Source organism: Vibrio rotiferianus CAIM 577 = LMG 21460, from assembly GCF_002741985.1.
Classification (GTDB): Bacteria; Pseudomonadota; Gammaproteobacteria; order Enterobacterales; family Vibrionaceae; genus Vibrio; species Vibrio rotiferianus.
Map to the genome: position 1 here is coordinate 49,946 of NZ_APHW01000105.1, position 21,390 is coordinate 71,335.

At 41.3% G+C, this 21,390-nt stretch carries 27 protein-coding genes; 18 read left to right on the forward strand and 9 right to left on the reverse strand.

All coding sequences use genetic code 11. The features are described 5' to 3' along the window. Positions 1-5: 5 nt before the first annotated feature. Entirely contained in the window at positions 6-1,379 is a 1,374-nt protein-coding gene (locus B853_RS21315; protein ID WP_038887776.1) for a DEAD/DEAH box helicase, read from the reverse strand. After that, positions 1,379-1,924 carry a hypothetical protein gene (locus B853_RS21320; protein ID WP_128827008.1) on the reverse strand — a complete coding sequence of 182 codons (546 nt, stop codon included), beginning with the start codon at positions 1,922-1,924 and terminating at the stop codon, positions 1,379-1,381. Before B853_RS21320 ends, B853_RS21315 begins: the two co-directional genes overlap by 1 nt. A gap of 110 nt (positions 1,925-2,034) precedes the next feature. Here B853_RS21320 and B853_RS21325 point away from each other — a divergent pair, with 110 nt between their 5' ends. Further along, on the forward strand, positions 2,035-2,241 hold the full coding sequence (locus tag B853_RS21325) for a helix-turn-helix domain-containing protein (protein ID WP_038887775.1): 207 nt from the start codon (positions 2,035-2,037) through the stop codon (positions 2,239-2,241). 422 nt (positions 2,242-2,663) lie between these two features. Here B853_RS21325 and cas6f read toward each other — a convergent pair whose 3' ends face one another. The 5 genes from cas6f to B853_RS21350 all read right to left on the reverse strand — a co-directional run bounded on the left by cas6f (position 2,664) and on the right by B853_RS21350 (position 8,013). Further along, positions 2,664-3,260, reverse strand: a complete 597-nt coding sequence (gene cas6f, locus B853_RS21330) for a type I-F CRISPR-associated endoribonuclease Cas6/Csy4 (RefSeq protein WP_038887774.1) — start codon at positions 3,258-3,260, stop codon at positions 2,664-2,666. Between the two features lie 2 nt (positions 3,261-3,262). Further along, positions 3,263-4,309, reverse strand: a complete 1,047-nt coding sequence (gene csy3, locus B853_RS21335) for a type I-F CRISPR-associated protein Csy3 (protein ID WP_038887773.1) — start codon at positions 4,307-4,309, stop codon at positions 3,263-3,265. Further along, the gene (locus B853_RS21340) at positions 4,296-6,218 is read right to left on the reverse strand and encodes a type I-F CRISPR-associated protein Csy2 (RefSeq protein WP_038887771.1); all 1,923 of its coding nucleotides are present in this window, start codon (positions 6,216-6,218) and stop codon (positions 4,296-4,298) included. The genes csy3 and B853_RS21340 overlap by 14 nt, the downstream gene beginning before the upstream one ends. Then, entirely contained in the window at positions 6,219-7,406 is a 1,188-nt protein-coding gene (locus B853_RS21345) for a TniQ family protein (RefSeq protein WP_038887767.1), read from the reverse strand. A 148-nt stretch (positions 7,407-7,554) separates the two neighbouring features. Next, the gene (locus B853_RS21350) at positions 7,555-8,013 is read right to left on the reverse strand and encodes a hypothetical protein (RefSeq protein WP_038887628.1); all 459 of its coding nucleotides are present in this window, start codon (positions 8,011-8,013) and stop codon (positions 7,555-7,557) included. Positions 8,014-8,165: 152 nt separating this feature from the next. Between B853_RS21350 and B853_RS21355 the strand changes: the two genes are divergently transcribed. Genes B853_RS21355 through B853_RS21365 form a run of 3 tightly spaced genes read left to right on the forward strand, consistent with a single transcriptional unit; the run spans position 8,166 to position 9,304 of the window. Beyond that, complete coding sequence (locus B853_RS21355; protein WP_038887627.1) at positions 8,166-8,471, forward strand: hypothetical protein; 306 nt, start codon at positions 8,166-8,168, stop codon at positions 8,469-8,471. Between the two features lie 19 nt (positions 8,472-8,490). Continuing rightward, the gene (locus B853_RS21360; RefSeq protein ID WP_038887625.1) at positions 8,491-8,982 is read left to right on the forward strand and encodes a hypothetical protein; all 492 of its coding nucleotides are present in this window, start codon (positions 8,491-8,493) and stop codon (positions 8,980-8,982) included. Position 8,983: 1 nt separating this feature from the next. Next, positions 8,984-9,304 (forward strand): hypothetical protein, encoded by a 321-nt coding sequence (locus B853_RS21365; protein ID WP_227741946.1) that lies wholly within the window; start codon positions 8,984-8,986, stop codon positions 9,302-9,304. 22 nt (positions 9,305-9,326) lie between these two features. On the opposite strand, the gene B853_RS21370 is transcribed toward B853_RS21365, so the two are convergent. Then, the gene (locus B853_RS21370; RefSeq protein WP_038887623.1) at positions 9,327-9,623 is read right to left on the reverse strand and encodes a cyclic-phosphate processing receiver domain-containing protein; all 297 of its coding nucleotides are present in this window, start codon (positions 9,621-9,623) and stop codon (positions 9,327-9,329) included. Between the two features lie 244 nt (positions 9,624-9,867). Between B853_RS21370 and B853_RS21375 the strand changes: the two genes are divergently transcribed. The 11 genes from B853_RS21375 to B853_RS21415 all read left to right on the forward strand — a co-directional run bounded on the left by B853_RS21375 (position 9,868) and on the right by B853_RS21415 (position 17,098). Beyond that, complete coding sequence (locus tag B853_RS21375; protein ID WP_050569021.1) at positions 9,868-10,143, forward strand: HipA N-terminal domain-containing protein; 276 nt, start codon at positions 9,868-9,870, stop codon at positions 10,141-10,143. A gap of 129 nt (positions 10,144-10,272) precedes the next feature. Next, positions 10,273-10,671: a hypothetical protein gene (locus B853_RS26595; protein WP_038887621.1), complete on the forward strand. Its 399-nt coding sequence runs from the start codon at positions 10,273-10,275 to the stop codon at positions 10,669-10,671. 261 nt (positions 10,672-10,932) lie between these two features. Then, positions 10,933-11,460: a toll/interleukin-1 receptor domain-containing protein gene (locus tag B853_RS21385; protein ID WP_038887620.1), complete on the forward strand. Its 528-nt coding sequence runs from the start codon at positions 10,933-10,935 to the stop codon at positions 11,458-11,460. An 11-nt stretch (positions 11,461-11,471) separates the two neighbouring features. Then, a complete protein-coding gene (locus B853_RS21390; RefSeq protein WP_038887618.1) occupies positions 11,472-11,957 on the forward strand; it encodes a TIR domain-containing protein in 486 nt (161 codons plus the stop codon). A 221-nt stretch (positions 11,958-12,178) separates the two neighbouring features. Further along, on the forward strand, positions 12,179-12,778 hold the full coding sequence (locus tag B853_RS21395) for a TIR domain-containing protein (RefSeq protein WP_038887616.1): 600 nt from the start codon (positions 12,179-12,181) through the stop codon (positions 12,776-12,778). 63 nt (positions 12,779-12,841) lie between these two features. After that, complete coding sequence (locus B853_RS26930) at positions 12,842-13,699, forward strand: patatin-like phospholipase family protein (protein ID WP_282957161.1); 858 nt, start codon at positions 12,842-12,844, stop codon at positions 13,697-13,699. After that, positions 13,696-14,457, forward strand: coding sequence for a patatin-like phospholipase family protein (locus B853_RS26935; RefSeq protein ID WP_428843301.1), 762 nt, complete (start codon positions 13,696-13,698; stop codon positions 14,455-14,457). The genes B853_RS26930 and B853_RS26935 overlap by 4 nt, the downstream gene beginning before the upstream one ends. A gap of 87 nt (positions 14,458-14,544) precedes the next feature. Then, entirely contained in the window at positions 14,545-15,687 is a 1,143-nt protein-coding gene (gene thcB4, locus B853_RS26750) for a Thoeris type III anti-phage system protein ThcB4 (RefSeq protein ID WP_038887612.1), read from the forward strand. Positions 15,688-15,689: 2 nt separating this feature from the next. Beyond that, positions 15,690-16,145 (forward strand): Thoeris type III anti-phage system protein ThcA, encoded by a 456-nt coding sequence (thcA, locus tag B853_RS21410; RefSeq protein ID WP_282957163.1) that lies wholly within the window; start codon positions 15,690-15,692, stop codon positions 16,143-16,145. Further along, positions 16,076-16,261, forward strand: coding sequence for an SLOG domain-containing protein (locus tag B853_RS26755; protein ID WP_282957164.1), 186 nt, complete (start codon positions 16,076-16,078; stop codon positions 16,259-16,261). The genes thcA and B853_RS26755 overlap by 70 nt, the downstream gene beginning before the upstream one ends. Positions 16,262-16,525: 264 nt before the next feature. Continuing rightward, entirely contained in the window at positions 16,526-17,098 is a 573-nt protein-coding gene (locus tag B853_RS21415) for a toll/interleukin-1 receptor domain-containing protein (RefSeq protein WP_050569020.1), read from the forward strand. Between the two features lie 116 nt (positions 17,099-17,214). On the opposite strand, the gene B853_RS21420 is transcribed toward B853_RS21415, so the two are convergent. Beyond that, entirely contained in the window at positions 17,215-18,588 is a 1,374-nt protein-coding gene (locus B853_RS21420; RefSeq protein WP_038887607.1) for an MATE family efflux transporter, read from the reverse strand. Between the two features lie 67 nt (positions 18,589-18,655). On the opposite strand from B853_RS21420, the gene B853_RS21425 reads away from it, so the two are divergent. From B853_RS21425 to B853_RS21435, 3 genes are all read left to right on the forward strand, one after another. Continuing rightward, the gene (locus B853_RS21425) at positions 18,656-19,546 is read left to right on the forward strand and encodes a helix-turn-helix domain-containing protein (RefSeq protein ID WP_038887605.1); all 891 of its coding nucleotides are present in this window, start codon (positions 18,656-18,658) and stop codon (positions 19,544-19,546) included. A 216-nt stretch (positions 19,547-19,762) separates the two neighbouring features. Then, positions 19,763-20,874, forward strand: a protein-coding gene (locus tag B853_RS21430; protein WP_282957165.1) for an IS3 family transposase whose coding sequence is annotated in 2 segments (ribosomal slippage) — positions 19,763-20,015 and positions 20,015-20,874 — 1,113 coding nt in all. Because the reading frame shifts where the segments join, the coding sequence is not laid out codon by codon here. A 22-nt stretch (positions 20,875-20,896) separates the two neighbouring features. Continuing rightward, positions 20,897-21,175 carry an aldehyde dehydrogenase family protein gene (locus B853_RS21435; RefSeq protein ID WP_038887600.1) on the forward strand — a complete coding sequence of 93 codons (279 nt, stop codon included), beginning with the start codon at positions 20,897-20,899 and terminating at the stop codon, positions 21,173-21,175. Positions 21,176-21,390 lie beyond the last annotated feature (215 nt).

Genomic DNA, 21,390 nt, shown 5'->3' on the forward strand with positions numbered 1-21,390 from the left:
CTATTCTAAATCCCAATAAACGCCTCAATAACCCGTTCTCTAAAATGCCCCAGAGTGAATGACCTATAAGGAATAGAATCTTCGCTACCAATTTGTACACTGGTATCGCAGGTGTTCCATTTCAATTCTCCTGATTTCACGGTGGTACTACCAGTAGCGGATGAGCTAGTTTCAAGTAATTGTAGGTCTTCTGATTCTTTGTCTTCAGGTTGTTTTACATAAAGGCAAGACTCAGGAATATCTTGCTCAATTTCTTCAGTAAATTTCACAAGGTTCTCTTCGGCAAAGGTATATAACCAAGCCTCTTGATTGTCGCCATCTGTGATTCTTAAAATACGTCCCAATACTTGGCGAAAATATAACTCAGTGCGGATATTGCTCAAATGGCAACAGACTTGTAGCCTTGGTATGTCAGTTCCCTCACTGATCATTCCAATACTGATAATCCAGGGTGAATAACCATTTTTAAATTGATTAATAATGCTTTGAGCATTCGGGTCATGATAAGAAACCATCATGCTGGGTTGCTTTAATTGTTCGTTAAGAGTCGTTTGAATTTGTCTTGCGTGTACTACGGACGAAGCAACGATAAGCCCTGCAGCATTGTGATTTGTCGATCTAATCGAATGTAACTTATCTACCGAAAGCTTGAGAATATGAGCTAATGCATCACTATCTTCTAATATGCTGGAATAACTGATCTTTTGTTCTTTAAATAAGGCCTGAATAGAAGCGTAAGATTTACGTTCATCTGGGCTGGTATATTGCAGCTGTTCGTTATCAACTAACACCAGTTTCGGCTTACGACATACTTTGTCAAAAATAGCCTGCTCTAAGGTGTACTGAAAATCACAGATGATTTTTCCTTCGGGATCGCTATATGAACTGAGTGATATTGGCAGGCTATCTGAGCGCCAAGGCGTGCCTGTAAGTGCTAATGTGTATGTGGCTGCTTTCTGAACCTTTAAAATAATCTGTTCACCCCAAGCATTGGCTTCAGATAGTGTCTCTCCTGAACAATGGTGGATTTCATCGAATATCGCTAACACTCTATACTTTGAAACCGTTTCCCAAAACTGTTCATCAAGATATTGAATAGCTTGATAAGTAAGTGAGGTTCCTAATGAACCTAGTTTTCCATTAAACGGGCATTTTAATATGCGGGCAAAGGTTTCTGTAAATCCGTTTGCAACATTTACTGACGGTGAAAAACAAATGATCAGATCAATCATATTCTCATCTAATAATAGTTTGCTTACGTGGGCAGCCATTACAGTTTTACCAGCTCCGGGAGTCGCTTGAGTAAGGAAGTGTTTGTTACCTGATTTGTATTTTTCTAAGGCTAGTCTGATACAGTTAGATTGCCACTTACGAAGCATTAAGCAGCCTCCGATTGGAGTAGTTCTATTGTTTTCGTTATAGCGGTTATCTGACCGGTTAAAGTTGCAGAATGCTGTGTTGACTCTTTATGCAGTTTACTTACCTTTTCCTGAGCCTGTGGAAATTTTTCCATAATTGAACGATATTCGTCCATCTCAGCTATCAGTATCGCTAGCTCCGCATTAAGTCGGCTTCTTATTTTCTCTAGTTCACTTAGATAGAGACTAGGTTTCAACATATTGGGAATGCTAGCTTTATTTCTGTTTTGGTCTTCATTCGTTTCAAGCATTTTAAGATTGGATTGACCAAACAACGGAGTCTTACGAAAGACTTTATTACGATGGGTTCCCGTGCTCGTTAATAGTCCTTGCTTAACCATTGCATTTAGCTGCCTAGATACAAGTGAACGTACATTGTCTTTGTTTTTAATTTGCATACTAGACGCTAACAGTAGATCTCGAATTTCGGGAATTTGAAATTCCTCCATGTCAGGTTGAATTAGGATATCAATGATGTCTGGGTGAACAGTAAAGACTTTTGACACGTATAAACTCTCAGCAATTGATAAGAATAGTTAAAATTAAATACGGATTATAGTCCGTGGTAATGTATGCAGCAAGAACCGATAGTCTTTCTTTTTAATGTACGTTTGAAATGAAAGACTTAGCGAAAAAATTTGGTCACAATGTCCGCTCTATGCGGAAAGACAAAGGTATTTCACAGGATAAATTGGCTTTAACGGCTGACATTGATCGTAGCTATGTAGGACGAATTGAGCGAGGTGAAGTGAACATCACACTAGAGAAAGTCTATCAGATTGCAACGGTTCTTGGTTGCGATGTTCGAGAGCTTTTGCCGTAAGAAAATTGGTAAAAGCTCCGCTGTTGTTGATTTGATAGTCTACCTATTCGGCAGTATTCGTTTTTTGGCAGAGCGGGAGATGTAAATTTATTATCAGCTACTTTGCAGTAGTAGTGAGGATTATAGTCCTCATATTAAGCTAAAGCAAACAGCTAAAGAGTTAGCTGTTTGGAGATGGTAATAGTATTGATTTTTTAAAGATATCTACCTATTCGGCAGTGTGTAACCATTTGATGGAATTGAACATTGTGTATCATTATCAGCTACCTATGCGGTAGTACACTATTATCGATTTAATTATAGTTCATGAACACATGAACATCAGTTAGTTAATGTTTATTCTACTAATTTACCCTTTTAAACCTAATGCTACGTTATAGGCTTTAAAATCAATAGGTTATGAAGAGGGTTTAGAAGTAAGGTTAAATCAAAGGTACAACCTGTAATGAGTTATCTGTATTGCCTAGCCCATAACTGCTAAACTTTCCTGTGCTTAAAGTATCTTCTAACTGTTCCATTTGTATATTTAGTCGGAACCCATTGCCACCGCTACTATTTTCTTCAAGTGAGTGGTAATTATGGAACGCGTGAGTAGTGTTTTGGGAATAATTCGCTGGTTCAAATATCTCGCCACGTTCTAACGCTCTTCTTTCAAGTCGCTTTAGTTCTCTTGCTTGGCCCGCAGGTGTGGCTTTGTCTATAGATTGTTTACGCCTAAATAGAGCGTAGGAACAATCGTCTGGGACGATTTGAGCTGTAGATATACTGAAGTAGCCAAGTTTTGTCATTTGTGTGAAATACCTTCGTGACAACAAAAAATCCAATTCCATTTTGTTGGTACTAACGAATGTTATTTTTTGTCCCACTGTTTCTTGGTTCCAGAGTGGGAATGAGATACCAATTGACCTAGTTTTGTATTCATAATTAAAAGAATGTAATTCCTTCAAACACTTAGCAGCTATAGCTTCATTGTTTCTATATTCAGGTAAAAAGGTGATAGTTTTATAGTACCAATCCAAGTTTAGCTTCCTTTTCGTTGAAGTAGCCCGCCTTTAATTAGGTTTGCTACAACAAAATGCAGGTCATTAATTGTTTCATCAGATAACACATCTCCGGCATCAAGCTGTTCGACATATTCATCGGCTCGCTGCAAAAGCGTAAATAAATCTTTTCCGGTATTTGGGTGACGATAACAGTAAACATCTTCCTTATGCGCTCCATAGTGACTGATACGTAATGGTTCTTCTGCATCCGGATGATACCAGTCGTCAATAGTGGCTATTGCCGCTCCTGTTTTATAGCAACCTAGTATAGGGCTTTTCTCTCCGCATACTTCAGTTTTTTGGTAAATGCGATTTTTTTCTCCTTGGATGGATTCCTTGAACACTTGGCTAGGATAAATGGGGGCGTTTTTGCCTAAACGAAATGTGGCGTTGACTTCGAAAATACAGAGTCCATTTGGTTTGGAAAAAGCGTCGGTGATCAACTTAATTAAAGCCTCCCAGTCTTCATGATCCCTGAACTTATTAATATCAGTATAGTTTCTTCGTATGTCGTTGAACGAGATAATGACTTCCTCGTCTTTCCATGGCCATGGTTTAATACTGATTGATGTAGAGTATGTGCGTTCGTTATTTCTCCAAAGCCACCTACCATTACAAATATTTTCGAGGAATCGGGTGGCTAGTTCCTCCCAACCTACTTTTTGCTCATAGAGCTCAATTAACTGAATCAGGGTTCGTTTTACTTGTGGATCGGAACATTTGAATGGTTTACGAAGACTCGAGGCAAATGAAACAGAAAATTCGCACTCAATACTCTCTGCACCGTAAGGCACACAACAATAGTCGATTTCGTGTGGGTTACCATGGGCTAAAGAATATTCGGTGACATCCTCATTAATTTCATCATCGTTTTTATATGCAGATGATGTACCTTCTTTCCTACCTAGTGCTGTTCGGCTGGAGTACGGGAGTGGTGTTCTCTTGCCGTTAGGCCAGTTAACAAAAAATACAGTATCAGAAGGGTCGATAGATCTCATATAAGACAAGCTATTAGGAAGCTTCATCGGATAGACTCCTGGGAAGTAAAATTGGGCCTTGCTTCGAATAGTGATATTTCCAAAAGTATTGGTCGGGATTTGTATTTTCACTAATTGCGAATAATTTCATGACGCCAAGTATGGTTTCGGCGAAAGCGTGTTTATAGCTGCGAAGTGAGCAACGTTTTTCAATTGGAAGTTCTAACAGGTGATAACCAATGCAGTTGACTGTTTGCATTCGGTTTTCTTTCAATTCATCAATGATATCTTGAATACCATTTAATACCGCTTCGCTATTCAGGCTGAGCCACCTGCCTGTATCAACTGGTATTGTTTTGATTGCTTCAGCTAAGCTTAAGCTTCTTCCTAAGCGTTCAATGGCTGAAATCGCAACCGTTACCTTTCCTCTGGCTAGTCTTCTGGGTAATTGGTACATGAAATCACGTGGTACTAGTTGAGAGTAATTGCTGCATTGAAGAATAAGACTTACGTTAAGGTCAGATTGCCAATCATCTCGCGTTGCAGGAGCCTTAATTTCATCTTTGGTATTGAGAGCCCACTCTCTTGTTAATCCTCGGTTTTCTGTGTGTAAGTTATGAATGCATACGGCAAAACTTTCTATTTTAAAGTTGGGAATTACTGTTTGTAGATTTCTCTCGAAGGCGTGCACGAACCCATAAAATGCCGTCATAGAAGGTAATCCAATACTCACAGGAGTGTTCATGGCAGATGCACCAGAGATTTTAAGGTTTGGCAACAGTAAGTAATTTTCTTCGGTTCCCTCAGGCTTTGGGACCTCTTGAGGTGGTGATTGAATGATTGAACCTATAGAGTTGTAGATTAATTGAGTTAACTGGGGGTCATAAGCATAGCGACTTGCGAACTTTGTTTTCGCTAAGTCGGCATTGAAGCGTTCAGTTAATTCTTTTTTATTTGAGTACTCCCTTTCGCTAATTGTATTTAACCATTGAGTAAGCATTAGCCGAATGTTCTCGATGATGGATTTTCTTTTTTTGGCTAGTTTATTTGGTGAAATTATCCAATGGGTAGATTCTGTATATTCTCGTAGTGCCTTTACCGATTTTTTCGTGAGCCATTGTTCTGCATCAGTTAAATGATGGTGTTTGTATTTTTCTATCGGAGGTAATGAATGAATCATTCTGAAGTTACCACCACAACTCATAGCCAGCGTTCCCATGTTTGTTGCTCGACTGAACCGAGTGAGTGAAGAAAATCGGTAGTGTTCTTTCAGTGTCTCATAACAATTATTTTGTATCGATTGGGATGTCACTGGTGACAATGAAATATATGAATCTTCATTATCCGGAAGAGATATCTGTGTCAGGTAATTTCTTGCTAACGGTGTGCTAATTTCATGTGGAGGAATAAGTGCCAGTTTTTTAGATATTTCTTTGGACGTTTTTACGTAACACCCGAGATTTTTCAAGATATTCCACAAAGGATGTTCAATATCAGTGAGTAGTTCCCCTAAGAAGTGAACACGGTTATGCCAGATAAACTCGCTGGTTAAAAATGAGGATTTATTAACCTGACTTGAATCATTAGCATAAGCCCAATTACATCTTGCTAACTTACTTGAAGAGAGCATAAAAGGTGGTATATCACCCATAGGGATAGCTCGGATGATTCCACTTGCTCTGATGTCAGGGAACTTGGGATTATGACTTTGACGGTATTTAACGGTCTTTAAACAGCTTAACCACCATTTTTCATCTCTAAGCTTTTCTTTACATTTACTTCGGTCAAGCAGCTCTTTTTGTTCTTTGACCGTATCTGTCAGGTTTATTAGTATGGTTAAAGCTTCGCTAGGGAAATCTGATATATCCACAGGAGGAGAAAGCGGTCGAAATGCTCTGCGTAAGTCTCGGTTGAGATCGTCCGTTTCGCTTTTTAGTATTTCTGCCAGTGTCCTCATTTACCACCTCGACACATAGAAAGAGCGATTAAACTCATCGGTCTGAAATTCTGAAAGCCAAAGACAATAAATATCGCCGAAATAATAGACATAATTTGTGTCGATTAAGATTCCCCGACTTTTAGGGTGTCGAGTTGGGATAAGAATCCGCTGTTCAACCATCGACGCTACCTGTTCCTTAGAACAGTTCAGCACGATACATATATCGGACGTATTCAGTCTCAGATTTGCCAGCCTTCCATCATTATCCCACAAGTGTGCTTCTAAATACTGAAAGAGTTCTTTCAAGATAATATTAGAGCGAAAGTTTCGGTCAGGAAGTTTAATCGAGCTAAATAATATTTTGCCCAGAACATTTTTTATTCGTAATTCGGTATGACTAACGACGGCGTATTCAAAGCCGGTTTCGATTTCAGTTTCAATCATGTCGTGGAAGGAGTTTGGCCATTGTTCCCAAAAAGTCACAAATTTTTCAGAGTCACTGGTTTGAGTTGCCCCGAACATTTGAGACCACCAATGAATTAGCCCCCATCGGTAACTCTGAGGAATAATTGGCAACGGATCCACATCGAAGCCGGACAACCAAGATGCGATTTTTACGCCACTTGAATCATCATGGACTTGAGCCGAAGCAATGATGTCACCACATTCAGGGCAGATTCCTGACAAGCCTGCTGTTCGGTAATCATACGTTGATCCGCAAGTGCAGTGACTCACTAACTTAACATTATGTTCGTGACAATAATCGTAGCCGGAGAAATGCCATCGGTAATTCGCATATCCTTTTTCATGAAGACACATTGGGCAACATGGAACTGAGTCTTTAAGTAAAAGTGAGCGTGGAATAACTTCAGCACCACGTATTAGGGCAGTCGTTGATGGTGAGAACTTCATTTGGTTTCTATTCAATGCCATACCCAATAAATTGGCTGGTTCGTTGAATGTCATATGGCTGAGCTCAAGGAGAGCATTTGTTCGTGAAATAGAATGATTTTTAGATGAGTATGGGTTGATTTTACAGATGTTAGTTGGAAATGTTTGGAACTGCCTAGGGTTTTTGTCTATCAGGAAACGCTTGAGTGCTTCTAAAAATCGTTGGATATCATCGTAGCCATTTTTGTTGGCTACACGGATAAAAAAGCTTTCAAGGCTTTCATCTGGATAGGTTTTAGGACGTTGTAGGAGCATTAGATATATTGAATTGCTGTGTTTAGTTTACTTTAGTTCATAAAATAGTTGATGAAAGTTCTTTTCTTGAAAATTTGTTATATATCACAGTGAGTTAGCATGGGTTTTGTTCATTGTGAAGTTCTGCGGTATAACAGTGCTCCTGTAATTAAGGCAAATTTTCAAAACGGTACAATTGACTTTCTTTTATTTTTTCAATTAAATCAAATACTTTGCTGTACAGTGCTATTAATAAATACGTTAACCGAAGTGTCTTTTTTAGCGCAAGATTATTTTCATATTTTTGGACATACAATTGATATGCATCTTCAAAAACTCTGGTTTGAGGCTTCACTAACTCTCTGCAAAATATAAGAAAATCACTCAATGTTTCTTTTTCATCTATACTTGTGGTTTTCTCAAATAGATCCCAACTATCCAGGCGTCCATGGGTGTACAGTTCACTAAGAGCATTACTTTCTTCAGTTTTTATGATTGTAATCCAATCATTGAGCAATGAAGTGTCTTTATATTCTTCATAAATTATTCGAGCTTCTGTGCCAATGAAGGCTAGCCGAGAGAGCTCTAAGCTAACGTGTGAATATCTAAAGTAGTTCTGTCTAAGCATTGGTGTTCTTATCAGAGGTTGTCATAAATGCATATTGAGGATTATAATCCTCAATATGCATTGTTCAATATATTCTTCAGTTTGTTGAGGTATTGTACTAACTGTAGCTACTTAATGAGTTGATATAAAAGTTAATTTTGTTAGGAGTCGATATGTTTTATGTCGGTGTTAGTCATTATTACGCGACGGGTGAAGGCGTCACCATTTATGTCGCTAGCGGTAGCGAAGAAAGCATTCGGGAATCGATTCCTGAGTACTTTCATCAAGGGCTCACTATTTTAACTCCCTCTGAGTGGCTAAAAGCAGCGGCAGGGGACTATGAGGATGAATACTATCAATCTGATGCGGAGGTTCTTAAAGCCTATTTACCAGTGTTATGGAAGCAAATTGAAGAAAGAGCATTGGAAAGAGGGTGTTATCTGGATTTTTTCATGAAGCACCATTTTAACTATGCCTAATGTGAAGTAGAGGATCTTAATGAAGATTTTATATTTCGACATGCTTAGTTTGTTCTATTCGAATGAATATTTTCTCCGTAATGCAAGTGTACACGCCAAGTATAAAGAATGGTTCAATACTCGAACAAAGACTCTTTTAGAAATGGTGGAACCGGATTTTCAAGCTATCGACAAACTAAGAAATGCAGCGTCAGAAGCGGGTCTACTTCTTTATCCTTTGGGAACTTGTTATGACCGAGCATATCTTATTGAACATGGTGTATTCTCCAGTGATGAATTAGCACCGGAGACAGAGTTGCCCTTCAGGATGCAAATGGACGACAACAACTCTGTGCGTAGGATGATAGCTCACTCATATGGATTGAATGCTCAATGGTATGTCTGCGGAGAAATCGGTTCTGAGGAACTATTACAACCCTATCCAGAAAGTTACTTACGTTCAGAAGTTGGAAAGGGCGTCACTAGTCAACTCATCTCTAAAATACGCGGCTTAAAATCAGCGGATTATTAAATTGACTTACGGAATAGTGTCGATATTTTTTAGAAAAAGACGAACTGTAGAGCAGATTTTAGCTTCCTTTGAAAGCGGAAATTGCACTGACGATTTTCCTTCTCTTGAAAGATTAAAGTTGTACGAACAGTGGAAACCAGGAACTGCACAAAAGATACTTGATGGGGTTTTATCGTATCAAGAACTGCGCTTGCTGGTAGAACTACAAGAAGTTAAACAAGCGATTTATCATTCATACAAAAGACAATTGATATCTTTTTCGGTAAAAGTAGCAGCAATTTTTGCTGTAGAAGTTGTTGTATATATATCAACGTTTACATAGAAGCAGCAGAGGATCTCCTAGTTCAATCTAACATACTTAATCGTTTAATATTTGTGATACTGAATTCCATTTTCTGTCTTGCCGATGAATTAGCACTATGAACGCGGATTAAAGGTGGTTGAAAGCCTTGAGTTGCAACCGCCTCTTCAATCCACAGGATCACGTCATAGCCCGTTCCATGTTCATCGTCTCCAAGATCATGATCGCGACTAATTTCAGTAACGATACCTTGCTTAAGTAAGTTAATGGCTTCCTCGGGCCAGTAAACTCTATGCCATCCTTCTGGAGTTTGCCGTTCATCATCGAGGTAGACTTTCATTTTAACTCCTTGTTTTTATGGGGGTGTTTGCTAAAATAATTCTGAAGTTAGTACTTTGATAACAAGCAGTTAGAGTCGTACACCATTAATTATCATAATTTCGATGAACTATGAGTTGCTTAGCCGTTTATAACGACTTAAAACAGAATTTACACAAATAATCGGTAGTCAACAACGTGCCGTGATCGTAGATATTCGACATAAGAGAGTCTCTATATGAGTCGTAGCGTAAAAGTATTTTTGTATGGTGGTATATACCGGGATTCTTGTTGAAGATAGCTCTGGTTACACTTTTGAATATGATGAGAACTATAATGGTCCTCCCTTATCGATAAGTCTCCCTGTGGCTAAGAAAAAATATCATAGCAAAGAGCTACATCCTTTCTTTCTATGTTTGGCTTCAGAAGGATGGCTTTTAAAGCAATACTCAAAGCATCAAAAAATTGACGAAAGAGATACATTTCAAATGTTATGCAACAACGGTAAAGACACGATTGGGGCTGTTACATTCGAGCTTTGAGTCGATGTGTGCGGGGGACGGATGATGCTGGATATAGAAATTGAGATGATTTTAGGTCAAAGATAACTGACGGCGATTAAATCGTTACTTAATGAACTGACTTTTTACACTGAGGAAGAAGTACCTAATGTGGATGAACATGATGACGCGTTGTGTATTAACATCAACGGTTGGTGCTTTTACCCAATTTTCCAGTTCGATGAAAACTTGCAGATCCGCGAATGTCTTCAGCGGCGATTAAAAGAACTTCGTTTAGGACGAAATGACATCGATATAATGCTCTGGCTGCTAGCTAATAGAACAACATTAATGGTACGCGCGATTGCACCAACAGACTTAGTATCAAAGGCTTTAGATAGTGACGATTTCGAGGCGTATGACAGGTTAGTACGTGCTGAAGAGAAGCAAAGTGTTTATCTTACAGTCAGACCCGTTGAGATTCTCTATGATCCTGATTTTGAAGTGTTTATTGAGGATTCCTTTAATCCTGATTATCGGATTATTAAAGAGGTTGAGATTAAAATTTGACATCTTTAGCTGTACCGGGGATTACCAACCACCCGCGACATGCATGTGAACTTACCGACAATTCAGCTTAAAATTATGGGCTATTGTATTGTCCTTAAAGACTATGAGTCGATATAAATATAACATTTAAGACGTTTGGCATTTTCAGTTCAAGGTTGGACTTCGCGTATACGGTGTAATAGTTTAGGGCAGGTGGTAGTGTTGCTCACTATTTCTTTAGGCTTCAGGTGACAAAGAGTGCGATGTATTACAGGAGTATAAATGACTATTAAAGCAAGTGATTTACGTTCAGCAGCTAGTCGTTCCGGAAGAGTTTTTGTAGCTAAATCACTTAATGAAGCTTTAGCCAAAAATCAGCAAACGGCTTTTTTATGCCATAGTCACAAAGACCATGATCTAGCTAAAGGTCTTCAAATTCTAATGAAAGAGAATGGTTGGGACTTATACATAGACTGGGAAGACAGCGAAATGCCGAGTACTCCCAACAAAGAAACTGCAAATATAATTAAGAAAAAAATTAAGACTACAGACTGGTTCTTGTTTTTAGCGACAGGTAATTCAACTCAATCACGTTGGTGCCCTTGGGAAATTGGTTTTGCAGATTCAGCCAAAGGTTATGAAAAGATATTGATTGTTCCTACGGCAGATGATTCTGGAAACTGGTATGGCAACGAATACCTTCAGCTATATAAAAGGATGGATGAAGGAAGTAACACACTAACGGGTAAGTTTGGGTATGCGGTGTTTGACGCAGGTACAAGTTCAGGGACTTGGGTAGAAAATCTTTAAAGGAAACTAAAATGGCTAAAATTCCTGTTTTTTACAGCTTTCATTTTGATAATGACGTAATGAGAGTTCAACAAATACGTAACATTGGTAGCATTGACGGTAACCCTCCAACCTCTCCAAATGAATGGGAAACACTCAAGCGTACTGGTAAGAAAGCGGTAGAGAACTGGATAGATCAAAATATGAAATACAAACGATGTATTATTGTCTTGATCGGTAGCGAAACTGCTTCAAGACCATGGGTTGAACATGAAATTATCAAGGCATGGAATGACGGAAAAGCCCTGCTAGGTATTCACATTCATAACCTAAAATGCCCTAGGAATGGAATTAGCAGGAAAGGAAGAAATCCGTTTGATCTGATTAAATTCACTGATGGTAGAGCAATGTCAAGTGTTGTGCCTTGTTACGATCCTAGCTCTGTCAATGCTTACCAGGACATAGCAGGTAATATTTCAAGCTGGATTGAACACGCCATTCGACATAAGGCAAATTGAGATGCTTGTGACTGTATTTAATTCAAATTAAAAGCAACAACAACTTAAGTTATGCGACTTATCCCATTGATTTTTAATAATTAATATGGATTTTGCGGATTTTAAGCCACTCAATGTTTAATGGGTTCGTATTACATAACGAGCGCTTACAACATATTTCACAGTGTTCTGTAGTCGCTGCGGGTGAGGGGTATTGTCAATGAAACGAATTGGAGTAAGGGATGACACGGAAAACTTTTTTTTCCTTCCATTATCAGGAAGACGTGTGGCGAGTCTGGAATGTCAGGAATTGCTGGGTCGTAAGTAAGGATCAAGAAGCGGAAGGGTTCTATGACGGCAGTGTGTTTGAAGCTTCTAAAAAGGAAAGTGATGAAGCGCTAAAGACCTTCCTTCGTAATGGTATCAAGAACACCTCAGTGACGTGTGTCCTTGCCGGCCAGTATACCGCTGCTAGGCGGTGGGTCCGTTACGAGATTGTGCGTAGTGTTTTAAAGGGAAATGGGCTTCTCACGGTCGATATTCATGGCGTCAAAAATAAAGAGAAGAAGCTTGGTGTTAAAGGTACAAATCCACTGGATGAAGTGGGTGTCTATCTCGCCAACGACAAAATTTATTTTGCGGAGCGACAGAACGGTAAATGGGTGAAGTACTCGGATTACGCCTCTGCTGTCCCAGCCTCAGATCTGTGGTTTGACGCCCCCACAAGCAATGTGGTTGTCAAACTGTCCAAGTACTGTAAGAGATACGACTTCGTAGCACAAAATGGTAGAGAAAACATCGCAGACTGGATTGAAGCCGCGGCTAAGTTGGCCGGTCGTTGAAAGTGCGTCCTTGGGAGTTCTCGCTGATCGAACTCGACATTTCAGATAATTTAGGTCTTACACATGGCAACCACACAGCGACTGTCCGGAGTTAGAGTTCATCTGTCCGGTTCGAACAACGAAATGCGAGAAGATATTGCGGATTTCGTGCAGAAATTTGCAGCGAAAATTTTCAGTGAAGGGGGCTCGATCGTCCATGGGAGTCATCCTTCGTTCATTGAGCCATTGCGTAAAGCTGCTGAGAGCTTCATTCGAGCCGGTGGGACCAAGGGTGCACTTACTCTAGTGCGGGCGAAGAGCTACTCAATTGACGAGTACACTGCTGAAATTGAAGAGCAAAGAGCGTTCGCCTCTGTAGAGATTGTGCCTGCAGATAATAGCGATGACCAGGCTGCAGACGGCTTGACCCCAATGCGCGATTGGATGGCTGAACGTTCCGATGTAGTCATCTGCGTCGGTGGTGCATGGTGGGACGTTAATAAAGTAAAAGCAGGTGTCCCCAATGAGCTAGATACAATGCTTGATCTTGGAAAACCTGGCTTTGTTGTTGCGGGATTTGGTGGTGCTATCGCAGGCTATCTCGAAGAAGATCCTTCATTACTATCTCGTTTGCGAAACGGACTATCTCACGAGGCGAATGCGATGATTGCCAACAGTACATCGGTTGAACAAGTCGTAGGTCTGATCTCCAGTCAGTTGAAAAACCTACCGCTTACTCGTCGTAACATATCACGAGGCCGAAACTTCCGCATCTTGGCTCTAGACGGCGGAGGGCTTAGAGGCACATTTACTGCGGCGGTGTTGGCCAAGTGGGACGATATGCTTAAGGCCGGTGGTGGGAATGACCTGATTGCTCACTTTGACTTGGTTGCTGGCACATCTACGGGGGCGATCTTGGCTATTGGGTTGGCTATGGCTTGACGCCACGTGAAATCCTTGAGTTTTACAAAGAAAATGGCCCTCAGATTTTTCCGAAGGATCGGAAACTGCGGCACTGGCTCAAATCCAAGCATGACTCAGCGACACTTCGAGGTTTGTTGACTGATGTGTTCGGGGACAAAACGTTGGAAGCAGATTCCCGCTGTCGCTTAGTGATTCCAACCGTGAGAGCCAAGCACGGACAGGCAGAGTCGATCTCTACCCCACATAGCCCAGATCGTACAGCTTTCCGCGGTATTTCAGCCGTAGACGCTGCACTGGCTTCCTCCGCTGCACCTACCTATTTTGATGAGGTTACCATCGATGGGCCTGTTGCATTGGAGACATTCCTAGATGGTGGTGTCTGGGCCAACAACCCTATTCTCCCCGCCTTGGCTGAAGCGGTTCGGTACCTGAAGATCCCACTAGACAGAATCGATGTTCTGAGTATTGGTACACTCAGCAGCGAAAGTGACTTCACCGAACAGCTCGGGAAGGGTAAAGCTGGTTGGGCTCCTCACAGCGTGGATCTATTTTTTGCAGCTCAAGAGCATGGCGCTCTAGTACTAGCTGAGAGTTTCCTAGGCCCAACGCGTCACGTGCGAGTAAACCAGCAGACCCCTAACGAAATCAAATTGGATGATGCCGAGGCCTTCCAAGAGATGGTTCAACGTGGCAATGACGTTGGTAAAGATCACTTTGTGGAGGTACGTTCCAGATTCTTTGACGGTCAACATGTTGAACCGTGGGAACGGTACTAAGAATGCACGGGCGCTTGGAACATAGTCTCGAAGCACCCGTTTGGTTAATAGCGTTTAATCGAAACTGAGAAAGAGGCTGTCATTGTCATGTCATTCATCTACCATCTTGCTGTCCTTGGAGCTCCCTCGGCTGAGCAAGTATCTGAGCTTGAAACGGCTGTAGCTGATGCGGTTTCTAGGTTTGGTTTGAAGTTGGGACAGGAGATTGGCTGGGAAGTCGTTCCTGCTGACTTCACTCCTAATCAGCAACGATCTGCTGCCGTTGTATTTTTCGGTGGTGTAGGAGCGGATCACCCCAGTCTACAAAGCTTGCTGCGAAGCGGTGTTCCAGTTGTCCCTGTAGTGCCTGACCTAGGTCGAGTTGCAACAGAAGTCCCAGAAGTACTTCGGCCTTTAAATTGTTTGTCGTATGCAAATGGTGGGGCGAAGCGGGTAGCCACTGCACTATTGGAATGTGCAGGTCTGCTTCCCAAGCAACGTCGGGTTTTTGTTAGTTATCGACGAGATGAGGCTAGGCAGGCAGCGCTGCAGATGTTCGACGCGCTCTCTGCAAGGCATTTCGACGTTTTTCTAGATACCCATAGTATCGCTCCGGCAGAAGATTTTCAGACCATGCTGTGGCATCGGCTTTGCGATTCTGATGTGTTGTTGATGCTCGATACGCCTGACTATTTCAACAGTCGATGGACGGCTGCAGAGTTTGGAAGGGCTCTTGCCAAGGGTATCAGCGTTCTTCGAGTTGGGTGGCCTGAAGCCAAGTGCTCCGCTCGTTTGGCAACTGCAAGCCTCGCTGAGCTCGATACAGGCGAGCTAGATCTTAGATCAGGACGGATTAGTGATTCCGCGATTGACCGTATCTGTCTTCAGCTAGAGGAAGTCCGCAGCAAAAGTCATGCGGTGAGAACGGTTAACCTAGTGAGCAATTTGCGAATAGGTATTGAAACTATAGGTGGCGAGGTGATCGGTATGGGTTCTGGTCGAGGGATTCGAGTACGTCTTCCAGATAACCGGATGGTCGTGGTCTACCCAACGGTAGGTGTGCCGACCTCCATGACAATGCACGAAGCTTCAATGAATTCACCTGACGAGTCCGTAGCCATACTCTATGATCATGTAGGTTTACATCCTCAGTGGTTAAGCCATCTTGACTGGCTGGGCCAGTACATTCAGGAAACGCGTTGGGTTAAGGCTTGCGAAGCAGGCTGGCAATTTGCAGATTGGAGGGCATAGATATGGGAGAGATTTTCCTTTCAGCAAGTATTCCCGTGATCGGACGAAGGCAATACTATAAAACCGCTGATCCATTTCTTATCCAGTGCGCCGTTCGTGAATTGGCCATCTCTACTGTTCGACGACACAAGATTGTGTGGGGCGGCCATCCTGCAATTACCCCTATGATCTGGAATATCTGCGAAGATCTAGGAGCTGACTACACAGATTCAGTTATCCTGTATCAAAGCCGCTTTTTCGAGGGTAGCTATCCGGAAGAAAACCAATGGTTTGACAACGTGGTATACACTGATTCTGTACCCGGCGACATTAAAGGTAGCTTACAGCTGATGCGGGAACAGATGCTCTCTAGGGAAGATCTGATAGGAGCCGTATTCATTGGGGGGGGATGGATGGCGTTGAAGTTGAGTACGATCTTTTCAGACGGTTCAATCCTGAGGCTTTCGTTGTCCCAGTAGCCGCACCAGGTGGTGCAGCGCTTAATCTCGCTCGGGATAACGGCTATTTTACTGGGCGAGAGCTTGAAGATATAGATTTCGCTACGCTATTTAGTCGTTATTTATCTGCCCAATAGTCTCATTCTGAGGCTCAATATTTTTCTGAACCACATGTGAGTCGCCTCGGAGTTTCTTGTCATCGAAATTGGGGCAAGTGCGCTATACCTCGGTAGATGCTACCAATAAAGAGGAATGCGCTTTGATTGCTAAGCATCTTCTAAATGCGGTTGAAGAAGTAACGTGTATTCATAAATCAAGCTTATAGTGAAGTAAAGTCACCAAACACCTGCATCATGTCTTTACCTTGTGGACGGATAGGATGCCAAGTTTAGAGAAGAAGAATGGCTATAATTCGTAAATCTGAGATACTCCGCCGCTATAACGCCGCACAGACAACATTATTAGATGAGGTCAATGAACGGCGCTGGGCCGCAGAAAGCCTGCAAAAGGCTTTTGAATCATTCTCTTTTTCTGAGCATTACGACATTTTTCTTTCTCATGCATATTCGGATGCGCGAATAGTAAAGCAAATTCGAAGTATGCTAATAGAAAAAGGTTATTCCGTATATGTTGACTGGATTGAGGATGAGCAGTTAGATAGAGGGAAAGTAAGCGAACATACGGCAACAGTACTGCGAAATAGGATGAATAACTGCTCATCATTAATCTATTTGACTTCAGATTCAGCAGAAAAGTCGGTTTGGATGCCATGGGAATTAGGATATATGGATGCGCGTACTGGAAGAGTATCAGTAGCGCCAATTATCGAAGATGATGATGAAGAGTTTGAAGGAAGAGAATACCTTGGTTTATATCCTTATTTGGATTTAACAGGAGATAGTTTTTATATACATAGAGGCGTTGGATCTTGGGTTACGTTTGGAGATTGGATGCAGGGTGAAAATCCGAAGTGAAGCAGGATATATACCTAACATGTGTATTCACAGAAAGCTACCTGCTCACGCTTTCCTCCAGAGTTAACTAAAAGGTGTCTATTAAGTAGGTGGTTATTCATGTCGTCTGCGAATAACTAAGCCGAAACAGGTTCGGTTAAGTTTCTTAACCATAAGTTCTTGTTGTATCGACGCCAGCATAAAGTCAATTTGATGATTTCTTCCAATAACATCATCGCGTAAACTTGTTCGAAACTTAAGTGAAGTATAAAGGCTGCAATTGCCGTAAATGGAAGACCGAACATCCACATGGCTACAAAATCCATCTGCAAACAGAATTTGTTTTCACCGCCTGCTCGTAATATACCGTTGATAATTACCATGTTAAGCATTTTAAGGCTCACAGCGATGCTAAGTAATGTCATTGCAGGTTTAGACAGTAATGCGTAGTCAGGGGTGTTTAAACCTAAAGCTGATAAGAACCAAGGTTGAAATACTAATAAGATAACTGTTGTCGCGATACCCAGTATCGCGAAAGTTTTTGTAAAGAGTCTAGATACAGCTTGAGCGTCATTGAATTCTGCACGCCCAAGGTGTTGTCCAATTATCACTGAGCACGCTACAGATAGACCGAAAAATAAGGAGAAGCATAATGATTCAAAAGGCCCTAGAGTACTAAAGACTGCAAGCTCCAGAGTTCCCATATGCCCAAAGATTACTTGATACAACATGGTGCCCATAGCCCAAAGAACAGCGCCAGAAACTGCGGGTATCGCCAAGGAAACATATTTCTTATGTAGGCCTTTAACATGCAGATTGCTGATGTTGGTATTCTTAAGCCAATGTTGTTTGAATCCTAAATAGCCGAGAAAGACAATAATCTGTACCGCTCTAGATATAGTGGTTGCTAATGCCGCGCCAGCTACCCCCATTGGTTCTAACGTATAGATGCCATTAATTAAGCAGTAGTTTAGAGAAATATTGATGACTATGGTGATTGCTGCAATGACCAAGGGACTAAAACTATCACCAGTAGATCTTAGCGTTGATTCCAGAACAATCACTAAATGAGTGAGTATTAAGACTGGTGAAGCATAGATTAGATAATCGCTTCCTAAAGCAATAACATCTATATCTCTTGTTTGAAGGTTAAGAATGTAATCTGAAAATATGATAAAAGCTGCGGTGACTGGAATTAAAATCCAAACACCAGCTTTAGCCGCCATTAAGGTTACAGCTTTAGTTGTACTGCGATCACCTTTTCCCCAATATTGGGCAACTAGAATACTACTAGCGGTTGAAAGCCCTGCCATTATCATAATAGCGACGAAATGCCACTTAGAAGCGAGGCCTACCGCTGCCGTAGCCTCTTTACCAAAGTTACCAACCATCAATACATCAGCTAAAGCTAAAATAGCTACTAGAGCACTTTGAATTGCTACGGGTACACCAATTTTGATTGTTTTCGACAAAACTCTAGAAGTTTCTGGTGTTAAGTAGATTCTATTCATGACAAATTGGTAACCTTGATAAGAAAATGAGACTGTTCAACTTTAAGCATTTGAGGCATGAAACGAAATGTTCCAAACAAATAAAAATCTGTGCAAATCTGTCATTAGAGATGCTGATCAGTTACCGAGAAAGTGGAAAGACGACGTATTTCTAGCGCCTGAATGCCAGGAACGCTTTCTCGTTTTGTCAGATATACCTGAAATGAAACAATTTGATATTTTTATGGCAGGCTTAGCAAAACTGAACAATGGGTATGGCGTTGAAAGAGTTTCTCCTGAAGTGCACACAGTTCTAATTACGCTAGATGGTGGTGGTGTTTTACATACTCCTGAATCCATTGTTGAAATAAGCGTGAATACAATTACCTTCTTACCCGCAGGCAAGCCTTTTCGATTTGAACTAAACGATCAGTCAAAGTCCTGGGATATGGTTTGGATATTGCTTAATGATGTTGAAAGATGGACGAATATGCGTAAGTCTTTCCGCCCGGTCTTAAACTTTGATGCTGCCGAATCTGTTTGGTCTCTTGTATCGTTAATTTATAACGAAATAGGTGGAAGAGCTGCGTTTAGGAAAATGATGTTGAGTGAGTTGGTTAAAATACTCTCTAATGTTGAGATAGACGTTTCTGACACTCAAATGCGAGTCCTTAGTATGTTAAATACAATTGAATCGCAGCTTCACTTAGATTGGAATGTTGCTGATATCGCAGCTTCAGTGTTCTTAAGTACAGAGCAATTAAATCGAGTAGTAAAACAAATTGTAGGTATGACTCCTAGAGACTACTTAATTCATTTAAGAATGAGTAAAGCTGCTGATCTATTGGGGAACAAAGACTGGTCTGTCAAAATGATAGCTTTAAGATTAGGCTACCAAGATCCAAATAACTTCACCCATCGTTTCCGTAAATTCTACGGTATGTCACCTAGACGATATCGCCGAAGATTTGAATCTTAATTCGTAACGTTTCGATTTGTTCTTTGATGTACGACAATGAGTAATTGATCACATTTAACAAGTGCTTCATATGTGGGCTTTGATCACAAATGAGCTGGATATAGGGCTTGGTTTATTGATCAGATTCACATTAACCTTATTGTAACCCTCCCCAAAAAACTGGTCATTAGCAATTAGAGTTTTTCCGTTTACACTGAAATAAACGGAGAACGCATGATGAAAAAATCACGCTACACAGAAACGCAAATCGTAAAGATCCTGAAGGAAGTCGAAGCAGGCCGAAAGGTCAACGAAGTCTGTCGTGAATATGGCATTTCTGATGCGACATACTACAACTGGAAATCCAAGTATGGTGGTATGGAAGCGTCAGATGTTAAACGGCTTAAAGAGCTTGAGGATGAGAACCGGAGGCTCAAGCAAATGTTTGCCGACCTCAGTCTCGAGCACCGTATCGTTAAAGATATCCTGGAAAAAAAGCTGTAAGGCCAGCGGTTAAACGCGAGCTTGTCGATTACGCTCGCAAACACTATCAGGTCAGTTTGCGAATGGCCTGCCGCGCAGTTGGCATTAGCGACTCAGTCTATCGCTACCGACCAGATCCTCACCGAGATGATGAGGTTATCGCGAAATTGCAGGAGACAGCAGAGCGGTATCCCGCATACGGATTTGGCAAATTATTTAAAGTACTTAGACGTTGGGGACACCGATGGAATCATAAGCGAGTCTATCGGGTGTACTGTTCACTCAAGTTAAATCTACGGCGCAAGGGTAAAAAGCGTCTACCGAAACGAAATCCAGCGCCACTGGCATGCCCAAAGTCGATCAACAGTTGCTGGTCTATCGACTTCATGAGTGACTCTTTGATCTGCGGCAGGCGCTTTCGTACGTTCAATGTCGTGGACGATTTCAACCGTGAGGTGCTAGCGATTGAAGTGGATTTAAATCTGCCAGCACCACGCATTATAAGGGTGCTAGAGCGCATTATTGCCTGGCGAGGGTTCCCCAGTAAGCTGCGCATGGATAATGGCCCTGAATTTATCTCAACCACTTTGGCTGATTGGGCTGAAGATAACTCAGTTGAACTGGAGTTTATTCACCCAGGCAAACCAACGGAGAACTCTTATATAGAGCGATTTAACCGAACTTATCGGACAGAAGTACTCAACATGTACGTGTTCAAAACCCTGAGCGAAGTCCGAGATCTGACAGAAAAATGGATGAAGGAATACAACGATGAACGCCCTCATGACTCACTCGATGATTTGACTCCTTGGGAGTATTTAGCAAGGCATGAAAGTAGGAAAAACTCTAATTTAGAGTGCCACTAAAACCGGGAGGGTTACAGTTATCTTGGAAAAGTTTTACTCTGTAGATGAAGCCATTCAGTTTGCCAACTCTGTTGAATTCAGCTTACATGCAGGAATCTTTACGAATAACCTACATGTAGCATTAACGGCTGCAAATTCCATTGAAGCTGGAGGGGTGATGATTAATGACTCTTCTGATTACCGATTTGATGCAATGCCTTTTGGAGGCTTTAAATATGGAAGCATGGGGCGAGAGGGAGTGCGCTTTGCATATGAAGAAATGACACAACCCCGAGTGATTTGTTTAAATAACATTCTCTAAAAACTAATTATTGATTAGATAGTTGGCTTGGTTTAGGCTGGCTTAAAAATTAAACAGGTTGATTTGTCTGTCTTAATGCATTAATAGGGTGATGATTTATTTTATAATAGTTCACTGTGTTTCCATTCTTGTATTTAACTTTAACTAGCATATATACCTCACTATATGGTTGTTTATTAACTCGAGCCAAATTGTTAGCAAAGCAATAATCTAGT

Bases quoted from the DNA above. Each gene is read 5' to 3' on its own strand.
- B853_RS21315 (WP_038887776.1), bottom strand. From the start codon at position 1,379: ATGCTTCGTAAGTGGCAATCTAACTGTATCAGACTAGCCTTAGAAAAA.
- B853_RS21325 (WP_038887775.1), top strand. From the start codon at position 2,035: ATGAAAGACTTAGCGAAAAAATTTGGTCACAATGTCCGCTCTATGCGG.
- csy3 (WP_038887773.1), bottom strand. From the start codon at position 4,309: ATGAAGCTTCCTAATAGCTTGTCTTATATGAGATCTATCGACCCTTCT.
- B853_RS21340 (WP_038887771.1), bottom strand. From the start codon at position 6,218: ATGAGGACACTGGCAGAAATACTAAAAAGCGAAACGGACGATCTCAAC.
- B853_RS21345 (WP_038887767.1), bottom strand. From the start codon at position 7,406: ATGCTCCTACAACGTCCTAAAACCTATCCAGATGAAAGCCTTGAAAGC.
- B853_RS21350 (WP_038887628.1), bottom strand. From the start codon at position 8,013: ATGCTTAGACAGAACTACTTTAGATATTCACACGTTAGCTTAGAGCTC.
- B853_RS21355 (WP_038887627.1), top strand. From the start codon at position 8,166: ATGTTTTATGTCGGTGTTAGTCATTATTACGCGACGGGTGAAGGCGTC.
- B853_RS21360 (WP_038887625.1), top strand. From the start codon at position 8,491: ATGAAGATTTTATATTTCGACATGCTTAGTTTGTTCTATTCGAATGAA.
- B853_RS21370 (WP_038887623.1), bottom strand. From the start codon at position 9,623: ATGAAAGTCTACCTCGATGATGAACGGCAAACTCCAGAAGGATGGCAT.
- B853_RS21375 (WP_050569021.1), top strand. From the start codon at position 9,868: ATGGTGGTATATACCGGGATTCTTGTTGAAGATAGCTCTGGTTACACT.
- B853_RS21385 (WP_038887620.1), top strand. From the start codon at position 10,933: ATGACTATTAAAGCAAGTGATTTACGTTCAGCAGCTAGTCGTTCCGGA.
- B853_RS21390 (WP_038887618.1), top strand. From the start codon at position 11,472: ATGGCTAAAATTCCTGTTTTTTACAGCTTTCATTTTGATAATGACGTA.
- B853_RS21395 (WP_038887616.1), top strand. From the start codon at position 12,179: ATGACACGGAAAACTTTTTTTTCCTTCCATTATCAGGAAGACGTGTGG.
- B853_RS26930 (WP_282957161.1), top strand. From the start codon at position 12,842: ATGGCAACCACACAGCGACTGTCCGGAGTTAGAGTTCATCTGTCCGGT.
- thcB4 (WP_038887612.1), top strand. From the start codon at position 14,545: ATGTCATTCATCTACCATCTTGCTGTCCTTGGAGCTCCCTCGGCTGAG.
- thcA (WP_282957163.1), top strand. From the start codon at position 15,690: ATGGGAGAGATTTTCCTTTCAGCAAGTATTCCCGTGATCGGACGAAGG.
- B853_RS26755 (WP_282957164.1), top strand. From the start codon at position 16,076: ATGGATGGCGTTGAAGTTGAGTACGATCTTTTCAGACGGTTCAATCCT.
- B853_RS21415 (WP_050569020.1), top strand. From the start codon at position 16,526: ATGGCTATAATTCGTAAATCTGAGATACTCCGCCGCTATAACGCCGCA.
- B853_RS21420 (WP_038887607.1), bottom strand. From the start codon at position 18,588: ATGAATAGAATCTACTTAACACCAGAAACTTCTAGAGTTTTGTCGAAA.
- B853_RS21425 (WP_038887605.1), top strand. From the start codon at position 18,656: ATGTTCCAAACAAATAAAAATCTGTGCAAATCTGTCATTAGAGATGCT.